This is a genomic window from Salmonella enterica subsp. arizonae (genome assembly GCF_008692845.1).
Classification (GTDB): Bacteria; Pseudomonadota; Gammaproteobacteria; order Enterobacterales; family Enterobacteriaceae; genus Salmonella; species Salmonella arizonae.
Genome location: NZ_VXJW01000011.1, coordinates 1 through 16,244, shown reverse-complemented (window position 1 = coordinate 16,244; position 16,244 = coordinate 1). Strand labels below are relative to the sequence as shown.

Below are 16,244 nucleotides of genomic sequence, written 5' to 3'. Positions count from 1 at the left end.
TTAAAAGAATCTGAAGCAAACCTGCTTTATGCCGCACGTTTTGCTAAGAAAGATTTATAAATGCATAAAATGCAGACAGGAATATATTGAAAAAATGACGAGGATGACAGCAGTATTTCATGCCGCCCCCACATAACTGCGTGAGGGCGACTTTCTTTTGGCGTTAGCCGGTGTTGCGCATACCGGCGGCGACGCCCGCAATCGTGACCATCAACGCCTGTTCGACGCGAGGATCGGGCGATTTGCCCTGCTCTTCAGTCAGACGGGAACGATACAGCAATTCGGCCTGCAACACGTTTAATGGATCGGTATAAACGTTTCTTAACTGAATGGACTCCGCAATCCACGGTAAGTCGGCCATCAGGTGCGAATCGTTGGCAATCGCCAGCACCACTTTAATGTCTTCTTCCAGCAGGTCTCGTAGCTCTTTGCCCAGCGGCCATAGCGTTTTCGCCACCAGGCGCTGATCGTAATAGTCGGCCAGCCACAGGTCGGCTTTCGAGAACACCATTTCCAGCATCCCAAGACGCGTGGAGAAGAACGGCCAGTCGCGGCACATGGCTTCCAGTTCACTTTGTTTACCGTCTTCCACCACTTTTTGCAGCGCAGTACCCGCGCCCAGCCAGGCTGGCAGCATCAGGCGGTTTTGCGTCCAGGCGAAGATCCACGGAATCGCGCGCAGCGATTCGACGCCGCCAGTTGGACGACGTTTTGCCGGACGTGAGCCGAGCGGCAATTTGCCCAGCTCTTGTTCCGGCGTCGCGGAGCGGAAGTACGGTACAAAGTCTTTATTTTCACGCACGTAGCCGCGGTAGGTTTCACAGGAGATGACGGAAAGCTCATCCATAATATGACGCCAGCTGTCTTTCGGTTCCGGCGGCGGCAGCAGGTTTGCTTCCAGAATTGCGCTGGTGTAGAGCGACAGGCTGCTGACGGTGACTTCCGGCAGGCCGTATTTGAAGCGGATCATCTCGCCCTGCTCGGTCACGCGCAGGCCGCCTTTCAGACTGCCTGGCGGTTGCGAAAGCAGCGCCGCGTGGGCTGGCGCGCCGCCACGGCCAATAGAGCCGCCGCGGCCGTGGAAGAGGGTGAGCTCGATACCGGCTTTTTCACAGGTTTTGATCAGGGCGTCCTGCGCCTGATACTGCGCCCATGACGCGGCCATAACGCCGGCGTCTTTTGCCGAGTCGGAGTAGCCGATCATGACCATCTGCTTACCCTGAATCAGCCCGCGATACCAGTCGATATTCAACAACTGGGTCATCACGTCGTCGGCATTGTTCAGGTCGTCGAGGGTTTCAAACAGCGGCGCGACCGGCATGGCAAAGCCGATACCTGCCTCTTTCAGCAGCAGATGCACAGCCAGCACGTCAGACGGCGTTTTCGCCATTGAAATCACGTAGGCGGCGATCGACCCTTTTGGCGCTTCGGCAATAACCTTGCAGGTTTCAAGCACTTCGCGGGTATCGTTGCTCGGCTCCCAATTACGCGGCAGCAGCGGACGTTTGGAGTTCAGTTCGCGGATCAGGAAGGCCTGCTTGTCGGCTTCCGACCAGCTTTCGTAGTCGCCAATACCAAGGTAGCGGGTAATTTCGCCCAGCGCTTCGGTATGGCGGGTGCTCTCCTGGCGGATATCAATACGCACCAGCGGTACGCCGAAACACTTCACGCGGCGGAGCGTGTCAAGTAACTCGCCGTTGGCGATAATGCCCATGCCGCAGGCCTGTAACGACTGGTAGCAGGCGTACAGAGGTTCCCAGAGCTGCTCGTTTTGCGTCAGCAAGCCATCCGGTTTGGGCAGCTTCTCGCCTTTCAGACGCGCTTCCAGCCAGGACTGAGTCGCCATCAGACGGGCGCGCAATTTTTTCATCAGATAGCGATACGGTTCAGACGCGCCTTCTTCGCCCACTAACGCCAGCAGCTCCGGCGTGGCGTCGACCATCGACAGTTCTGATACCAGAACATGAATGTCTTTCAGGAACAGATCGGTGGCTTTCCAGCGGCTTAACAAGAGTACGTGGCGGGTGATCTCCGCCGTCACGTTCGGGTTGCCGTCACGGTCGCCGCCCATCCAGGAGGTAAAACGTACCGGCACAAAATCCACCGGCAATTTGTAGCCGAGATTTTCTTCCAGCTGTTCGTTCAGTTCACGCAGATAGTGAGGTACGCCCTGCCACAGGCTGTTCTCAACCACGGCGAAGCCCCATTTGGCTTCATCCACCGGGCTTGGACGCTGCTTGCGGATCTCATCCGTATGCCAGGATTGGGCAATCAACTGGCGCAGGCGACGCATCACCTGGTGGCGTTCGTAGTCGGCGATATCGGTATTATCAAGCTGCTTCAGACAGTTGTTGATTTCACCCATCTTGTGAATAAGCGTACGGCGGGTAATTTCTGTCGGGTGGGCGGTCAGCACCAGCTCCAGAGACAGCGACTCTACCGCTTTTTTGATGGTTGCGTCGTTGAGGTCCGGTTGGTTTTTCAGTTTACGCAGGGTGCGGGCAATCACTTCCGGGTTACTGGCGGCTTCGCCTTTTGGCGAAATGCTGTGGTATTGCTCGGCAGTATTAGCCAGGTTCAGGAACTGACTAAACGCGCGCGCCACTGGCAGCAGCTCGTCATTAGACAAATTTTGTAGCGTGGTGAGCAGCTCCTGGCGATTAGCTTCATTGCCGGCGCGTGAAGATTTGGATAGCTTACGGATTGTTTCTACGCGATCAAGAATGTGTTCTCCCAGCGCATCCTTGATGGTTTCTCCCAGCACCTTGCCGAGCATACTGACATTACTACGCAACGCGGAATATTGTTCGTTCATATGATCCCAGACACCCCATCTCTGTTGTAATTGTCCTGCATCTTTCACGCTGCGGCGGCGTTGGCTGCGCTCGCCCGTATGCCAGTTCTCCGGAATGGGCTCGTTTGCCGCCTTGCTGTGACGTGAAATTTTTCGGACTTTGCTTTTTAGCCGTCTTTTATAAAGCCACGTAAAACCCGTGGCGTCAATTACTGCGAAATCGGTTCAGCAAACGAAGAAATGACGGTAATTTATTAAAGTTAATTCGCATCGTGCCAAATAAGAAATGCTTATGAACATGTGGCGTAGAGATGCCGGATGGCGCTGCGCTTATCCGGCCTACAAGACGGGGTAGGCCCGGTAAACATCGCGCCACCGGGCAATATGCATTAATGCCAGCAAAAATGGTGTACTACCTGGGTAATCAATTCCCGGGTTGGCTTAATAAAACGCGTTTCGAGATATTCATCCGGCTGATGGGCCTGATTAATTGAGCCCGGGCCGAGCACCAGCGTTGGGCATAATGTCTGCATAAACGGCGCTTCAGTGCAGTAGTTCACCACGTCGGTTTTCGTACCCAACAGTTTTTCTACTACTTCAACCAGTTGGTGGTCCGGTGGACACTCGTAACCTGGAATCGGCGGATGTAATTCTGCCACCGTCAGGCGGCCCGGCCAGCGTTCGCTTACCGGGGCCAGCGCGTCGTTAAGCAGTCCATTAAGGTCGTTTAACGTCATGCCCGGCAGTGGACGAATATCCATATGCAATTCGCAGCAGGCGCAGATACGGTTTGAGGCATCGCCGCCGTGAATATGGCCCAGATTCAGCGTTGGATACGGAACGGTAAACGCCTCGTAGTGATACCGCGCTTTCAGCGAGTCACGCAGTTGCATGATATGACCAATCGCATCGTGCATCAGTTCAATGGCGTTAACCCCACGCGCCGGGTCGCTGGAATGACCGGACTGCCCCAGGACGCGAACGACATTAGAGATATGCCCTTTGTGCGCGCGTATCGGTTGCAACGACGTCGGTTCGCCAATGATCGCGCAGTCCGGACGTAATGCCGTGGTTTCGGAAAAATAACGCGCCCCCGCCATGCTGGTCTCTTCATCGGCGGTCGCCAGAATGTAGAGCGGCTTTTTCAACTGTGTTACGTCAACGGCACGTAGCGCGTCCAGAATAAAAGCGAAGAAACCTTTCATATCCGCAGTACCTAGGCCATACAGCTTATTGTCGTGCTCGGTCAGTGTGAACGGGTCGCGCGTCCAGCGTCCGTCATCAAACGGTACGGTATCGGTATGGCCCGCCAGCAGCAGACCGCCAGCACCGTGCCCGGAACTGGCGAGCATATTAAATTTGTTTCGTGTTCCCGGAACCGGTTGCACCTCTACATTGAAACCAAGATCGCTGAACCAGCCCGCAAGCAAAGTGATTAAAGACGCATTACTTTGATCGAGGGATGCTTCGGTTGCGCTTATCGACGGCGTGGCAATCAGAGCGCGGTAAATCTCGATAAATGGCGGTAAAACGTTTTTCATTGTTGACACACCTCAGGTCATGATAGTATCAATATTCATGCATTAATTATGAATAAAAATACATTAACGTTGAGCATAAAGGAACCCGATGTTGAATACGCTGATTGTAGGCGCTAGCGGTTATGCGGGCGCAGAGCTTGTAAGCTACGTAAATCGCCACCCACATATGACCATAACCGCTTTGACCGTCTCAGCGCAAAGCAATGATGCAGGAAAGTTAATTTCTGATTTACATCCGCAGTTAAAAGGGATTGTCGACCTGCCATTGCAACCGATGTCGGATGTGCGTGACTTTAGCGCAGATGTTGATGTGGTGTTCCTGGCGACAGCGCATGAAGTGAGCCACGATCTGGCGCCGCAGTTTTTACAAGCCGGATGCGTCGTATTCGATCTTTCCGGCGCGTTTCGGGTAAACGATCGCGCCTTCTATGAAAAGTATTACGGATTTACTCATCAGTATCCTGAGCTGCTGGAGCAGGCGGTGTACGGTCTGGCTGAGTGGAATGCCGATAAACTGAACGCGGCGAATTTGATTGCGGTTCCTGGTTGCTATCCAACCGCGGCGCAGTTGTCGCTAAAACCGCTGATTGACGGCGGGCTTCTGGATCTGACGCAGTGGCCGGTAATTAATGCCACCAGCGGGGTGAGCGGCGCGGGGCGCAAGGCGGCAATATCGAACAGTTTCTGTGAAGTGAGTCTGCAACCGTATGGCGTGTTTACGCATCGTCATCAGCCGGAAATCGCCGCCCATCTGGGCGCGGAGGTCATCTTCACCCCGCATCTGGGGAATTTCCCGCGCGGGATTCTGGAAACCATTACCTGCCGCCTGAAAGCGGGCGTAACCCATGCGCAGGTCGCCGACGTGTTGCAAAAAGCCTATGGCGACAAACCGCTGGTGCGCCTGTATGACAAAGGCGTTCCGGCGTTAAAGAACGTCGTCGGGCTGCCGTTCTGCGATATTGGTTTTGCCGTCCAGGGCGAACATCTGATTGTGGTGGCAACCGAAGACAACTTGTTGAAAGGCGCAGCGGCGCAGGCGGTGCAGTGCGCTAATATTCGTTTCGGCTTCGCTGAAACGCAGTCTCTTATTTAAAGGTGCAATGATGAATCCATTAATTATCAAGCTGGGCGGCGTATTACTGGATAACGAAGAGGCTCTTGAACGTCTTTTTACCGCGCTGGTCAACTATCGTGAATCCCATCAGCGTCCGCTGGTGATCGTCCATGGCGGCGGTTGCGTGGTGGATGAGCTGATGAAAGGGCTTAATTTGCCGGTGAAAAAGAAAAACGGCCTGCGCGTGACGCCTGCCGATCAGATTGGCATCATTGCCGGCGCGTTGGCGGGAACCGCTAACAAAACCCTGCTGGCCTGGGCGAAGAAACACCATATCGCCTCTGTTGGTCTGTTTCTGGGCGATGGCGACAGTGTGAAAGTGATTCAACTTGATGAAGCGCTGGGCCACGTCGGGCTGGCGCAGCCGGGGTCGCCGAAGCTGATTAATACGCTGCTGGAAAACGACTTTCTGCCGGTGGTCAGTTCCATTGGCGTAACAGAAGACGGTCAATTGATGAACGTCAACGCCGATCAGGCGGCAACCGCGCTGGCGGCAACGCTGGGCGCAGATTTGATTCTGCTTTCTGACGTAAGCGGGATTCTGGACGGTAAAGGCCAGCGGATAGCGGAAATGACCGCCGCGAAAGCAGAGCAACTGATTGACCAGGGCATTATCACTGACGGGATGATTGTGAAAGTGAATGCGGCTCTTGACGCGGCGCGGGCTTTGGGTCGCCCGGTAGATATCGCCTCCTGGCGTCATGCCGATCAACTGCCGGCGCTGTTCAACGGTACGCCGATTGGCACGCGTATTCTGGCTTAACTATTTCTGTGCCCGATGGCGACTATGCCTTATCGGGGCTACGAGAGTCGAACCTGTAGGCCGGATAAGCGTAGCGCCATCCGGCAGTGAAATTCGAAGAATTTAAGGAAGCATATTATGGCACTTTGGGGTGGGCGTTTTACACAGGCGGCAGACCAGCGGTTTAAACAATTCAATGATTCGTTGCGCTTTGATTACCGTCTGGCGGAGCAGGATATTGTCGGTTCTGTGGCCTGGTCCAAAGCATTGGTCACGGTAGGCGTACTGACTGCCGATGAGCAACGACAGTTGGAAGACGCGCTGAACGTGCTGCTGGAAGAGGTTCGCGCGAATCCGCAGCAAATCCTGCAAAGCGATGCGGAAGATATCCATAGCTGGGTAGAAGGTAAGCTCATCGACAAAGTGGGTCAGTTGGGTAAAAAGCTGCACACCGGACGCAGCCGTAACGATCAGGTGGCGACGGACCTGAAACTGTGGTGCAAAGAGACGGTGAGGGAACTGCTCACCGCTAACCGCCAGCTACAGAGCGCGCTGGTGGAAACCGCGCAGGCGAACCAGGATGCGGTAATGCCGGGATATACCCATCTGCAACGCGCGCAGCCGGTGACTTTCGCCCACTGGTGTCTCGCGTATGTCGAAATGCTGGCGCGCGATGAAAGCCGCCTGCAGGACACGCTTAAACGTCTGGACGTGAGTCCGCTAGGTTGCGGCGCGTTGGCGGGAACGGCCTATGAAATTGACCGTGAACAATTGGCAGGTTGGCTGGGCTTTACGTCTGCGACCCGCAACAGCCTGGACAGCGTGTCCGATCGTGACCACGTACTGGAACTGCTTTCTGATGCGGCTATCGGCATGGTGCATCTGTCACGCTTCGCGGAAGATCTGATTTTCTTTAATTCTGGCGAAGCGGGCTTTGTGGAGCTTTCTGACCGCGTTACTTCCGGTTCATCGCTCATGCCGCAGAAGAAAAACCCGGACGCGCTGGAGTTGATTCGCGGTAAGTGCGGCCGCGTACAGGGGGCGCTAACCGGCATGATGATGACCTTAAAAGGTCTGCCGCTGGCCTATAACAAAGATATGCAGGAAGACAAAGAAGGGTTGTTCGACGCGCTCGATACCTGGCTTGACTGCCTGCATATGGCGGCGTTGGTGCTGGACGGTATTCAGGTGAAACGCTCACGTTGTCAGGACGCGGCGCAACAGGGGTATGCCAACGCCACGGAGCTGGCGGATTACCTGGTCGCGAAAGGCGTGCCGTTTCGCGAGGCGCACCATATTGTCGGCGAAGCGGTGGTAGAAGCCATTCGCCAGGGTAAGCCGCTGGAAGCGTTGTCGCTTGCTGACTTGCAGAAGTTCAGCCTGGTGATTAGCGATGACGTTTACCCGATACTCTCTTTGCAATCGTGTCTGGATAAGCGGGCAGCGAAAGGCGGCGTGTCGCCTCAGCAGGTTGCTCAGGCGATCGACTACGCGAAGGCGCGTCTGGCGTAACTGGCATTGTGCCGGATGGCGGCTGACGTCTTGCCTGTCAAAAAATAGTGAGCCGTAGGCCGGGTAATACGCGTTGGCGTCACCATCCGGCAACGGTCATTAGAGCCTGGCATCACGCCGGGCTTTTTTACGCAAAAAAAAGCGGACCAGAGGTCCGCAAAAGTTCACGTTGGCTTTAGTTATTTCGGGTTCGAGAGATGCCCTCTGAACGGGCGGTGTCTTCAAGGGTTAAACGAGAAACCGCTCCGTTTCTTTGATGTATTATTAATCAGAAAGGTTGATAGGGATAATCGTTCGTTGCTATGCTACCTATCGCCATGAACTATCGTGGCGACGGAGGATGAATAATGAATATTCGTGATCTTGAATATCTGGTGGCGTTAGCCGAACATCGCCATTTCCGGCGAGCGGCGGACTCCTGTCACGTCAGCCAGCCAACCCTTAGCGGGCAAATTCGCAAGCTGGAAGATGAGCTGGGCGTTATGCTGCTGGAGCGAACGAGCCGTAAGGTGCTGTTTACCCAGGCGGGCTTACTGCTGGTGGATCAGGCGCGCACCGTGCTGCGTGAGGTCAAGGTGCTCAAAGAGATGGCAAGCCAACAAGGCGAGACGATGTCCGGCCCGCTGCATATTGGTTTAATCCCAACGGTTGGCCCCTATTTGCTGCCGCTTATTATTCCGATGTTGCACCAGACTTTCCCGAAGCTGGAAATGTATCTGCATGAGGCGCAAACCCATCAGCTATTAGCGCAACTCGATAGCGGCAAACTTGACTGCGCTATTCTGGCGCTGGTGAAAGAGAGCGAGGCGTTTATCGAAGTGCCGCTGTTTGATGAGCCCATGATGCTGGCTATCTATGAGGATCATCCGTGGGCGAAGCGCGATCGCGTGCCGATGTCCGATCTGGCTGGCGAAAAATTGCTGATGCTGGAAGATGGTCACTGTCTGCGCGATCAGGCGATGGGATTCTGTTTCGAAGCCGGGGCGGATGAAGATACCCATTTCCGGGCGACCAGTCTGGAAACGCTACGCAACATGGTGGCGGCGGGCAGTGGTATTACACTACTCCCCGCGCTGGCAGTGCCGCAGGAGCGTAAGCGCGACGGCGTGGTCTATCTGCCGTGCATTAAACCGGAACCGCGTCGTACCGTGGGGCTGGTATATCGTCCGGGTTCGCCGCTACGTGGCCGTTATGAGCAACTGGCAGAGGCCATCCGCGGTGCAATGGATGGCCATTTCGACAAAGCGTTAAAACAGGCGGTTTAATCCGTTTAGCGCCGCTACCCGATAAGCTTCCGCCATGGTTGGGTAGTTAAAGGTGGTGTTAACGAAGTACTCGATAGTGTTACCGCCACCTTTCTGCTCCATGATCGCCTGGCCGATATGAATAATTTCGGCGGCGCGTTCGCCAAAGCAATGAATCCCCAGAATTTCTTTGGTTTCGCGGTGGAAGAGAATTTTTAGCGTGCCGACGTTCATGCCGACGATTTGCGCTCGCGCCAGATGCTTAAACTGCGCGCGGCCCACTTCGTAAGGCACTTTCATGGCTGTTAACTGCTGCTCGGTTTTGCCGACAGAACTGATTTCCGGAATGGTATAAATCCCGGTGGGGATATCTTCAATAAGATGCGCGGTCGCTTCGCCTTTCACCAGCGCCTGCGCCGCAATACGTCCTTGATCGTAAGCCGCGGAAGCCAGACTGGGATAGCCTATCACATCGCCCACCGCATAGACGTGCGGCAGGGCGGTCTGGTACATGCTGTTAACCTTGAGTTGTCCACGGCTGTCTGTTTTCAGACCAATATTCTCCAGCGCCAGCGAATCGGTGTTACCGGTGCGGCCGTTGGCATAGAGCAGGCAGTCAGCCTTCAGTTTTTTACCCGATTTCAGGTGCATAATGACGCCGTCATCGCAGCCTTCGATTTTCTCATACTCTTCATTGTGGCGAATAACCACGCCGCTATTCCAGAAATGATAAGAGAGAGAGTCGGACATCTCCTGATCGAGAAAAGCCAGCAGTCGATCGCGAGTGTTGATTAGATCAACTTTTACATCCATACCACGGAAGATGGACGCATATTCGCAGCCGATAACGCCGGCGCCATAAATAATGACGTGGCGTGGTTCATGATGGAGACTAAGGATTGAGTCGCTGTCATAAACACGCGGATGCGAGAAATCCACATCATTCGGATGGTAAGGACGCGAACCACAAGCAATGACAAATTTTTCTGCTGTCAGGTTTTCAACTGTGCCGTCATGGCATTCCAGCGCCAGGGTATGTTCGTCAATAAAATGGGCGTTGCCCTGCAAGATTTCACAGTGGTTACGCTCATAAAACCCCTGACGCATACGGGTTTGCTGATTAATCACATTATCGGCATGGTTGAGGATGTCGGCGAAAGAAGAACGAAGGAGACGGGAATGGTCGCTATAAAGCGGGTTTTGATTAAATTCGATAATACGGCTGACGGCGTGGCGCAGGGCTTTGGATGGGATGGTGCCCCAGTGGGTACATCCGCCGCCAACGTTATGATAACGCTCAATCACCGCGACGTGTGCTCCAAGCTTGACCAGACCCATTGCAGCACCTTCACCGCCAGGGCCTGACCCTATGACGACTGCATCATAATCCCAGGAATGTGGCATGGTATTACTCACCTGTTTTTATACATAAAATAAACACGATGATAACATTTGCCCGGCTTTAACCCAATTATCGTTGTGCTTTTTTGCGAAGCTGGAGCACAAACTGTCTGTAAACAATCATTCACAATCCAGTGTGAACCCGTTATTTTTATTCTCTGGTATAGTGCCGAATAAGGCATATGGAAGGATTCAGACATTGTGATGGGTGTTAGAGCGCAACAAAAAGAAAAAACCCGGCGTTCGCTGGTGGAAGCCGCATTCAGTCAACTGAGCGCTGAGCGAAGTTTCGCCAGCCTGAGTTTGCGTGAAGTGGCGCGTGAAGCGGGCATTGCGCCAACGTCGTTTTACCGTCATTTTCGCGATGTCGATGAACTCGGGCTGACGATGGTGGATGAAAGTGGCCTGATGCTGCGTCAGTTGATGCGTCAGGCGCGGCAACGCATTGCGAAAGGCGGCAGCGTGATTCGCACGTCGGTCTCTACATTTATGGAGTTTATCGGCAACAATCCCAACGCTTTCCGTCTGTTGTTGCGCGAGCGTTCCGGCACTTCAGCTGCGTTTCGTGCCGCCGTCGCGCGGGAGATCCAACATTTTATTGCGGAACTTGCCGATTATCTGGAACTCGAAAACCATATGCCGCGCGCGTTTACTGAAGCCCAGGCTGAAGCGATGGTCACTATTGTCTTTAGCGCGGGCGCAGAGGCGTTGGACGTCGGCGCTGAACAGCGTCGGCAATTAGAAGAGCGACTGGTATTGCAACTACGCATGATTGCGAAAGGGGCGTATTACTGGTATCGCCGTGAGCAAGAGAAAATAGCACATCATTCCGAATAACGTGAAGGACGAGTAATGAAACAGTCAGGTCAAGATAAAGGTACGCTGTTGCTGGCGCTCATCGCTGGCTTATCGATTAACGGCACATTTGCGGCGCTGTTTAGCGCTATTGTGCCGTTCTCCGTATTTCCGATTATCTCGCTGGTGCTGACGGTATATTGTCTGCATCAGCGCTACCAAAATCGTACTATGCCGGTAGGTTTGCCGGGGCTGGCTGCAGCCTGTTTTATTCTTGGTGTTTTACTGTATAGCACCGTCGTGCGTGCAGAATATCCGGATATCGGCTCCAACTTCTTCCCGGCAGTGTTGTCGGTGATTCTGGTATTCTGGATTGGCTTGAAGATGCGTAATCGGAAGCAGGAGATGGCGGAGTAGGCCGGATAAGGCGTTTACGCCGCCTCGCCGTATGCCTGATGGCGCGTTGCGCTTATCGGGCATACGGCGACAAACATTTACTTTGCGGTCAATAATACTCCGCATTCCATATGGTGCGTATACGGGAACTGATCGAACAGCGCCAGGCGAGACACCGTGTGCGTCTGGCTTAATGTTTCCAGGTTTTTGCACAACGTTTCCGGATTGCAGGAAATGTACAGAATACGTGGATAAGCCTGCACCATTTTTTCAGTTTCGCTGTCCAGACCGCTGCGCGGCGGATCGACAAAAATGGTTTCGCACTGATAGCGCTTCAGATCGATCCCCTGCAGGCGGTTAAACTCACGAACACCGTTCATCGCCTGGGTAAACTCTTCCGCCGCCATACGAACAATCTGCACATTATCAATATGATTAGCGGCAATATTGTACTGTGCGGCAGCAACGGACGGTTTGGCGATTTCGGTCGCCAGCACGCGGTTAAAATTGCGCGCCAGCGCTAAAGAAAAATTGCCGTTGCCGCAATACAATTCAAGCAGATCGCCTTTTGAGTCTTTCGTCACCTCCAGCGCCCACTCTAACATCTGAATATTCATGGCGGCGTTTGGCTGCGTAAAGCTGTTTTCGACCTGGCGGTAGATCATCTCTTTACCTGCCACAGGCAGACGCTCATCAATATAATCCTGATCCAATTCGATTTTGGTTTTAGTGGCCCGGCCAATCAGGTGTACGTTCAGACCTTGCGCGCGTAAAGCATCGCGTAACGCAGTGGCGGCTTCACGCCACTTTTCGTCCAACTTTTTATGGTACAGCAACGACACTACCGCCTGGTTGCTCAAGGTCGTGAGATAATCGATCTGGAACAGCTTATGCCGCAGTGCATGATTATCGCGCACGCCGGCAATCATCGCCTTCATTAAGGTATTAATCAGTTGGCTGGCCGCCGGGAAGCTGTCAACGCGAATCCGGCTTTTGGTCTGCTGATCAAACATAATGTGGTACAGGTCATCGCCGTCATGCCACAGGCGGAATTCCGCACGCATACGATAGTGACTGGCCGGCGAGCGAAATACTTCCGGAACCAGGCCAGAAAACGGCGCCATCATACTCTGCAAGCGCGCCACTTTTTCGGCTAGCTGCGCGTCATACTGTTCTGTCGGAAGATGTTCGGGGGTCATATCGCATCCTGAATAATAAAAGTACGCGGGGATTGTAGGGATTGCTCAGTGGATGTCCAGCTATTGATGATTTCTGATTTGTGATGCGCGGTCTGGACAGGGTGTTGTGACAGACGGTAGCATCCGTGGGCCGGTCCCGTGAGTTAATAGGGAATCCAGTGAAAATCTGGAGCTGACGCGCAGCGGTAAGGAAAGGTGAGATGAGAGCGTAAGCAGACACTGCCTCCGGCGGGAAGTCATCATTTCTGCTATCCAGCCAACGGATAACCCTCCAAGCCCGAAGACCTGCCGGCTAACGTCGCATCTGGTTTTCATCATCGCGTACTATCGATGAAGCCTGCGGCATCCTTCTTATATTGTGGATGCTTTACAATGATTAAAAAAGCTACGCTGCTGACGGCGTTCTCCGTCACGGCCTTTTCCGCTTGGGCGCAGGATACTAGCCCGGATACCCTGGTTGTCACCGCCAACCGTTTTCAGCAGCCGCGCAGCGCGGTTCTGGCGCCCGTTACCATCGTGACGCGTCAGGATATTGAACGTTGGCAATCGACCTCCGTAAATGATGTTCTGCGCCGTTTGCCTGGCGTCGATATTGCGCAGAGCGGCGGCGCCGGACAAAACTCCTCCATTTTCATTCGCGGCACCAACTCCAGCCATGTACTGGTATTGATTGACGGCGTGCGTCTGAATTTAGCAGGCGTGAGCGGGTCCGCCGATCTCAGCCAGTTCCCGGTGTCGCTGGTACAGCGCATTGAATATATTCGCGGTCCGCGTTCCGCTATTTATGGTTCCGATGCTATCGGCGGCGTAGTGAATATCATTACGACGCGCGATAACCCAGGCACAGAATTAACCGCTGGATGGGGAAGCAATAGCTACCAGAATTACGACATCTCGACGCAACAGCAACTTGGCGAAAACACACGGGCGACGGTGATCGGCGATTATAAATACACCAAAGGGTTTGACGTGGTAGCGAAAGGCGGTACCGGGATGCAGGCGCAGCCTGACCGGGACGGCTTTTTGAGTAAAACGCTTTATGGCGCGTTAGAGCATACCTTTTCTGATCGCTGGAGCGGATTCGTGCGTGGTTATGGCTACGATAACCGTACCGATTACGACGCCTATTACTCGCCGGGCTCGCCGCTGATTGATACACGCAAACTTTATAGCCAAAGCTGGGACGCCGGGCTGCGCTTTAATGGCGAACGTATTCAGTCTCAGCTGGTTTCAAGCTATAGCCACAGTAAAGATTACAACTATGATCCGCACTATGGCCGGTATGATACCTCCGCCACGCTGGATGAGATGAAACAGTACAATGTTCAATGGACCAACAGTGTGGTCGTGGGGCACGGTAATGTTGGGGCGGGCGTAGACTGGCAGAAACAGACTACCACGCCAGGTACCGGCTATGTGCCCGAGGGATATGACCAGCGTAATACCGGGGTTTACCTGACAGGATTACAACAATTGGGTGACTTCACTCTGGAAGCGGCGGCGCGCAGTGATGACAACTCCCAGTTTGGTCGTCACGGTACATGGCAAACCAGCGCGGGATGGGAGTTTATAGAAGGTTATCGCTTTATTGCCTCCTACGGAACCTCCTACAAAGCGCCTAATTTGGGCCAACTGTATGGTTATTACGGTAATCCGAACCTGAATCCTGAAAAGAGTAAACAGTGGGAAGGCGCATTTGAAGGGCTAACCGCTGGCGTCAGCTGGCGTATTTCAGGTTATCGTAACGATATTAATGACATGATCGATTATGACGATCATCTGCAAAAATATTACAACGAAGGTAAGGCGCGCATTAAAGGTATTGAGGCGACGGCGAATTTCGATACCGGACCGTTAACGCATACGGTCAGTTATGATTACGTTGATGCGCGTAATGCGATTACCGATACGCCATTACCTCGGCGTTCCAAACAGATGGCAAAATATCAACTTGACTGGGACGTTTACGATTTTGACTGGGGGGTGACATATCAATACCTTGGTTCCCGCTATGATTCGGATTACTCCGCTTACCCATACCGGACAGTAAAAATGGGCGGCGTCAGTTTATGGGATCTTACGGTTGCATATCCGGTCACCTCACATCTGACAGTTCGTGGTAAAATAGCCAACCTGTTCGACAAAGATTACGAGACAGTTTATGGCTACCAAACTGCAGGACGAGAATACACCTTGTCTGGCAGCTACACCTTCTGAACCACGTCCCACCGTGCTGGTATTTGATTCCGGCGTCGGTGGATTGTCGGTCTATGATGAGATTCGGCGGCTCCTGCCGGATCTCCACTATATATATGCTTTCGATAACGTGGCATTCCCCTATGGGGAAAAGAGCGAAACGTTTATCGTCGAGCGCGTTGTCGAGATTGTGACTGCGGTACAGCAGCGCTATCCCCTTTCACTGGCGGTGATAGCCTGCAATACCGCCAGTACGGTTTCACTTCCCGCATTACGTGAAAAGTTTGCCTTCCCGGTGGTGGGCGTTGTACCTGCGATTAAACCAGCGGCGCGGCTTACCGCAAATGGCGTCGTCGGGCTACTGGCGACGCGAGCGACGGTCAAACGTCCTTATACTCACGAACTGATTGCGCGCTTCGCCAATGAATGTCAGATAGCGATGTTGGGGTCGGCAGAACTGGTGGAACTGGCGGAAGCTAAATTACATGGCGACTCGGTATCGCTGGAAGAGCTGCGCCGCATATTACGCCCATGGCTACGAATGCCGGAGCCGCCTGACACGGTCGTTCTGGGGTGTACGCATTTCCCTCTATTACGGGACGAGCTTTTGCAAGTCCTGCCTGAAGGGACGCGGTTAGTGGATTCCGGCGCGGCGATAGCGCGTCGTACAGCCTGGCTGTTGGAACATGAAGCGCCGGATGCGAAATCAACCGATGCCAATATTGCTTATTGCATGGCAATGACGCCAGGAGCTGAACAATTATTACCCGTTTTACAGCGTTATGGCTTTGAAACGCTCGAAAAACTGGCGGTTTAATGGCGTTTTGGGTAAATACCAGGCACTTGAGAAATTATTTTAAATTTCCTCTTGTCAGGCAGAAATAACTCCCTATAATGCGCCACCACTGACACGGAACAACGGCACACAGGCCGCCGGGTCAGCGGGGTTCAGACCAGAACCTCACGGAGAAAAGCGAAAATAAACGCTTGACTCTGAAGCGGGAAAGCGTAATATGCACACCCCGCGCCGCTGAGAAAAGCGAAGCGGCACTGCTCTTTAACAATTTATCAGACAATCTGTGTGGGCACTCGAAGATACGGATTCTTGACGTCGAAAGACGAAAAATGAATACCAAGTCTCTGAGTGAACACGTAATTCATTACGAAGTTTAATTCACGAGCGTCAAACTTTTAAATTGAAGAGTTTGATCATGGCTCAGATTGAACGCTGGCGGCAGGCCTAACACATGCAAGTCGAACGGTAACAGGAAGCAGCTTGCTGCTTCGCTGACGAGTGGCGGACGGGTGAG

At 53.5% G+C, this 16,244-nt stretch carries 12 protein-coding genes, 1 rRNA gene and 1 riboswitch; of the genes, 9 read left to right on the top strand and 4 right to left on the bottom strand.

Annotation, left to right across the window (positions count from 1 at the left end):
• Positions 1-163: 163 nt before the first annotated feature.
• Both ppc and argE read right to left on the bottom strand, forming a co-directional pair.
• Entirely contained in the window at positions 164-2,815 is a 2,652-nt protein-coding gene (gene ppc, locus F4V61_RS17720; protein ID WP_079828310.1) for a phosphoenolpyruvate carboxylase, read from the bottom strand.
• Between the two features lie 368 nt (positions 2,816-3,183).
• The gene (gene argE, locus F4V61_RS17715) at positions 3,184-4,335 is read right to left on the bottom strand and encodes an acetylornithine deacetylase (RefSeq protein WP_000800200.1); all 1,152 of its coding nucleotides are present in this window, start codon (positions 4,333-4,335) and stop codon (positions 3,184-3,186) included.
• An 88-nt stretch (positions 4,336-4,423) separates the two neighbouring features.
• On the opposite strand from argE, the gene argC reads away from it, so the two are divergent.
• The 4 genes from argC to oxyR all read left to right on the top strand — a co-directional run bounded on the left by argC (position 4,424) and on the right by oxyR (position 8,968).
• Positions 4,424-5,428, top strand: coding sequence for an N-acetyl-gamma-glutamyl-phosphate reductase (gene argC, locus F4V61_RS17710; protein ID WP_000935327.1), 1,005 nt, complete (start codon positions 4,424-4,426; stop codon positions 5,426-5,428).
• Between the two features lie 7 nt (positions 5,429-5,435).
• On the top strand, positions 5,436-6,212 hold the full coding sequence (argB, locus tag F4V61_RS17705; RefSeq protein ID WP_012210721.1) for an acetylglutamate kinase: 777 nt from the start codon (positions 5,436-5,438) through the stop codon (positions 6,210-6,212).
• A gap of 117 nt (positions 6,213-6,329) precedes the next feature.
• Positions 6,330-7,703, top strand: coding sequence for an argininosuccinate lyase (argH, locus tag F4V61_RS17700; RefSeq protein ID WP_058819918.1), 1,374 nt, complete (start codon positions 6,330-6,332; stop codon positions 7,701-7,703).
• Between the two features lie 347 nt (positions 7,704-8,050).
• A complete protein-coding gene (gene oxyR, locus F4V61_RS17695) occupies positions 8,051-8,968 on the top strand; it encodes a DNA-binding transcriptional regulator OxyR (RefSeq protein ID WP_001025923.1) in 918 nt (305 codons plus the stop codon).
• Here the strand turns inward: oxyR and sthA are convergent.
• A complete protein-coding gene (gene sthA, locus F4V61_RS17690; protein ID WP_024132063.1) occupies positions 8,951-10,351 on the bottom strand; it encodes a Si-specific NAD(P)(+) transhydrogenase in 1,401 nt (466 codons plus the stop codon). The genes oxyR and sthA overlap by 18 nt on opposite strands.
• A 198-nt stretch (positions 10,352-10,549) precedes the next feature.
• On the opposite strand from sthA, the gene fabR reads away from it, so the two are divergent.
• Both fabR and F4V61_RS17680 read left to right on the top strand, forming a co-directional pair.
• Positions 10,550-11,185, top strand: coding sequence for an HTH-type transcriptional repressor FabR (gene fabR, locus F4V61_RS17685; RefSeq protein WP_000971961.1), 636 nt, complete (start codon positions 10,550-10,552; stop codon positions 11,183-11,185).
• A 15-nt stretch (positions 11,186-11,200) separates the two neighbouring features.
• Positions 11,201-11,560, top strand: coding sequence for a YijD family membrane protein (locus tag F4V61_RS17680; RefSeq protein ID WP_038397237.1), 360 nt, complete (start codon positions 11,201-11,203; stop codon positions 11,558-11,560).
• 77 nt (positions 11,561-11,637) lie between these two features.
• Here F4V61_RS17680 and trmA read toward each other — a convergent pair whose 3' ends face one another.
• Positions 11,638-12,738 carry a tRNA (uridine(54)-C5)-methyltransferase TrmA gene (gene trmA / locus F4V61_RS17675; protein WP_038397236.1) on the bottom strand — a complete coding sequence of 367 codons (1,101 nt, stop codon included), beginning with the start codon at positions 12,736-12,738 and terminating at the stop codon, positions 11,638-11,640.
• A 114-nt stretch (positions 12,739-12,852) separates the two neighbouring features.
• Positions 12,853-13,045, top strand: a riboswitch (cobalamin riboswitch).
• Positions 13,046-13,110: 65 nt separating this feature from the next.
• Between trmA and btuB the strand changes: the two genes are divergently transcribed.
• The 3 genes from btuB to F4V61_RS17660 form a co-directional block, all read left to right on the top strand.
• Complete coding sequence (btuB, locus tag F4V61_RS17670; protein ID WP_000591410.1) at positions 13,111-14,955, top strand: TonB-dependent vitamin B12 receptor BtuB; 1,845 nt, start codon at positions 13,111-13,113, stop codon at positions 14,953-14,955.
• Positions 14,900-15,751, top strand: a complete 852-nt coding sequence (gene murI, locus F4V61_RS17665) for a glutamate racemase (RefSeq protein ID WP_000201804.1) — start codon at positions 14,900-14,902, stop codon at positions 15,749-15,751. The genes btuB and murI overlap by 56 nt, the downstream gene beginning before the upstream one ends.
• Before the next feature lie 376 nt (positions 15,752-16,127).
• A 16S ribosomal RNA gene (locus tag F4V61_RS17660) occupies positions 16,128-16,244 on the top strand; the annotation flags it as partial.

What these genes read in the sequence shown, in the direction of transcription:
- ppc (WP_079828310.1), bottom strand. Translation starts at nt 2,815, where the DNA reads ATGAACGAACAATATTCCGCGTTGCGTAGTAATGTCAGTATGCTCGGC.
- argE (WP_000800200.1), bottom strand. Translation starts at nt 4,335, where the DNA reads ATGAAAAACGTTTTACCGCCATTTATCGAGATTTACCGCGCTCTGATT.
- argC (WP_000935327.1), top strand. Translation starts at nt 4,424, where the DNA reads ATGTTGAATACGCTGATTGTAGGCGCTAGCGGTTATGCGGGCGCAGAG.
- argB (WP_012210721.1), top strand. Translation starts at nt 5,436, where the DNA reads ATGATGAATCCATTAATTATCAAGCTGGGCGGCGTATTACTGGATAAC.
- argH (WP_058819918.1), top strand. Translation starts at nt 6,330, where the DNA reads ATGGCACTTTGGGGTGGGCGTTTTACACAGGCGGCAGACCAGCGGTTT.
- oxyR (WP_001025923.1), top strand. Translation starts at nt 8,051, where the DNA reads ATGAATATTCGTGATCTTGAATATCTGGTGGCGTTAGCCGAACATCGC.
- sthA (WP_024132063.1), bottom strand. Translation starts at nt 10,351, where the DNA reads ATGCCACATTCCTGGGATTATGATGCAGTCGTCATAGGGTCAGGCCCT.
- F4V61_RS17680 (WP_038397237.1), top strand. Translation starts at nt 11,201, where the DNA reads ATGAAACAGTCAGGTCAAGATAAAGGTACGCTGTTGCTGGCGCTCATC.
- trmA (WP_038397236.1), bottom strand. Translation starts at nt 12,738, where the DNA reads ATGACCCCCGAACATCTTCCGACAGAACAGTATGACGCGCAGCTAGCC.
- btuB (WP_000591410.1), top strand. Translation starts at nt 13,111, where the DNA reads ATGATTAAAAAAGCTACGCTGCTGACGGCGTTCTCCGTCACGGCCTTT.
- murI (WP_000201804.1), top strand. Translation starts at nt 14,900, where the DNA reads ATGGCTACCAAACTGCAGGACGAGAATACACCTTGTCTGGCAGCTACA.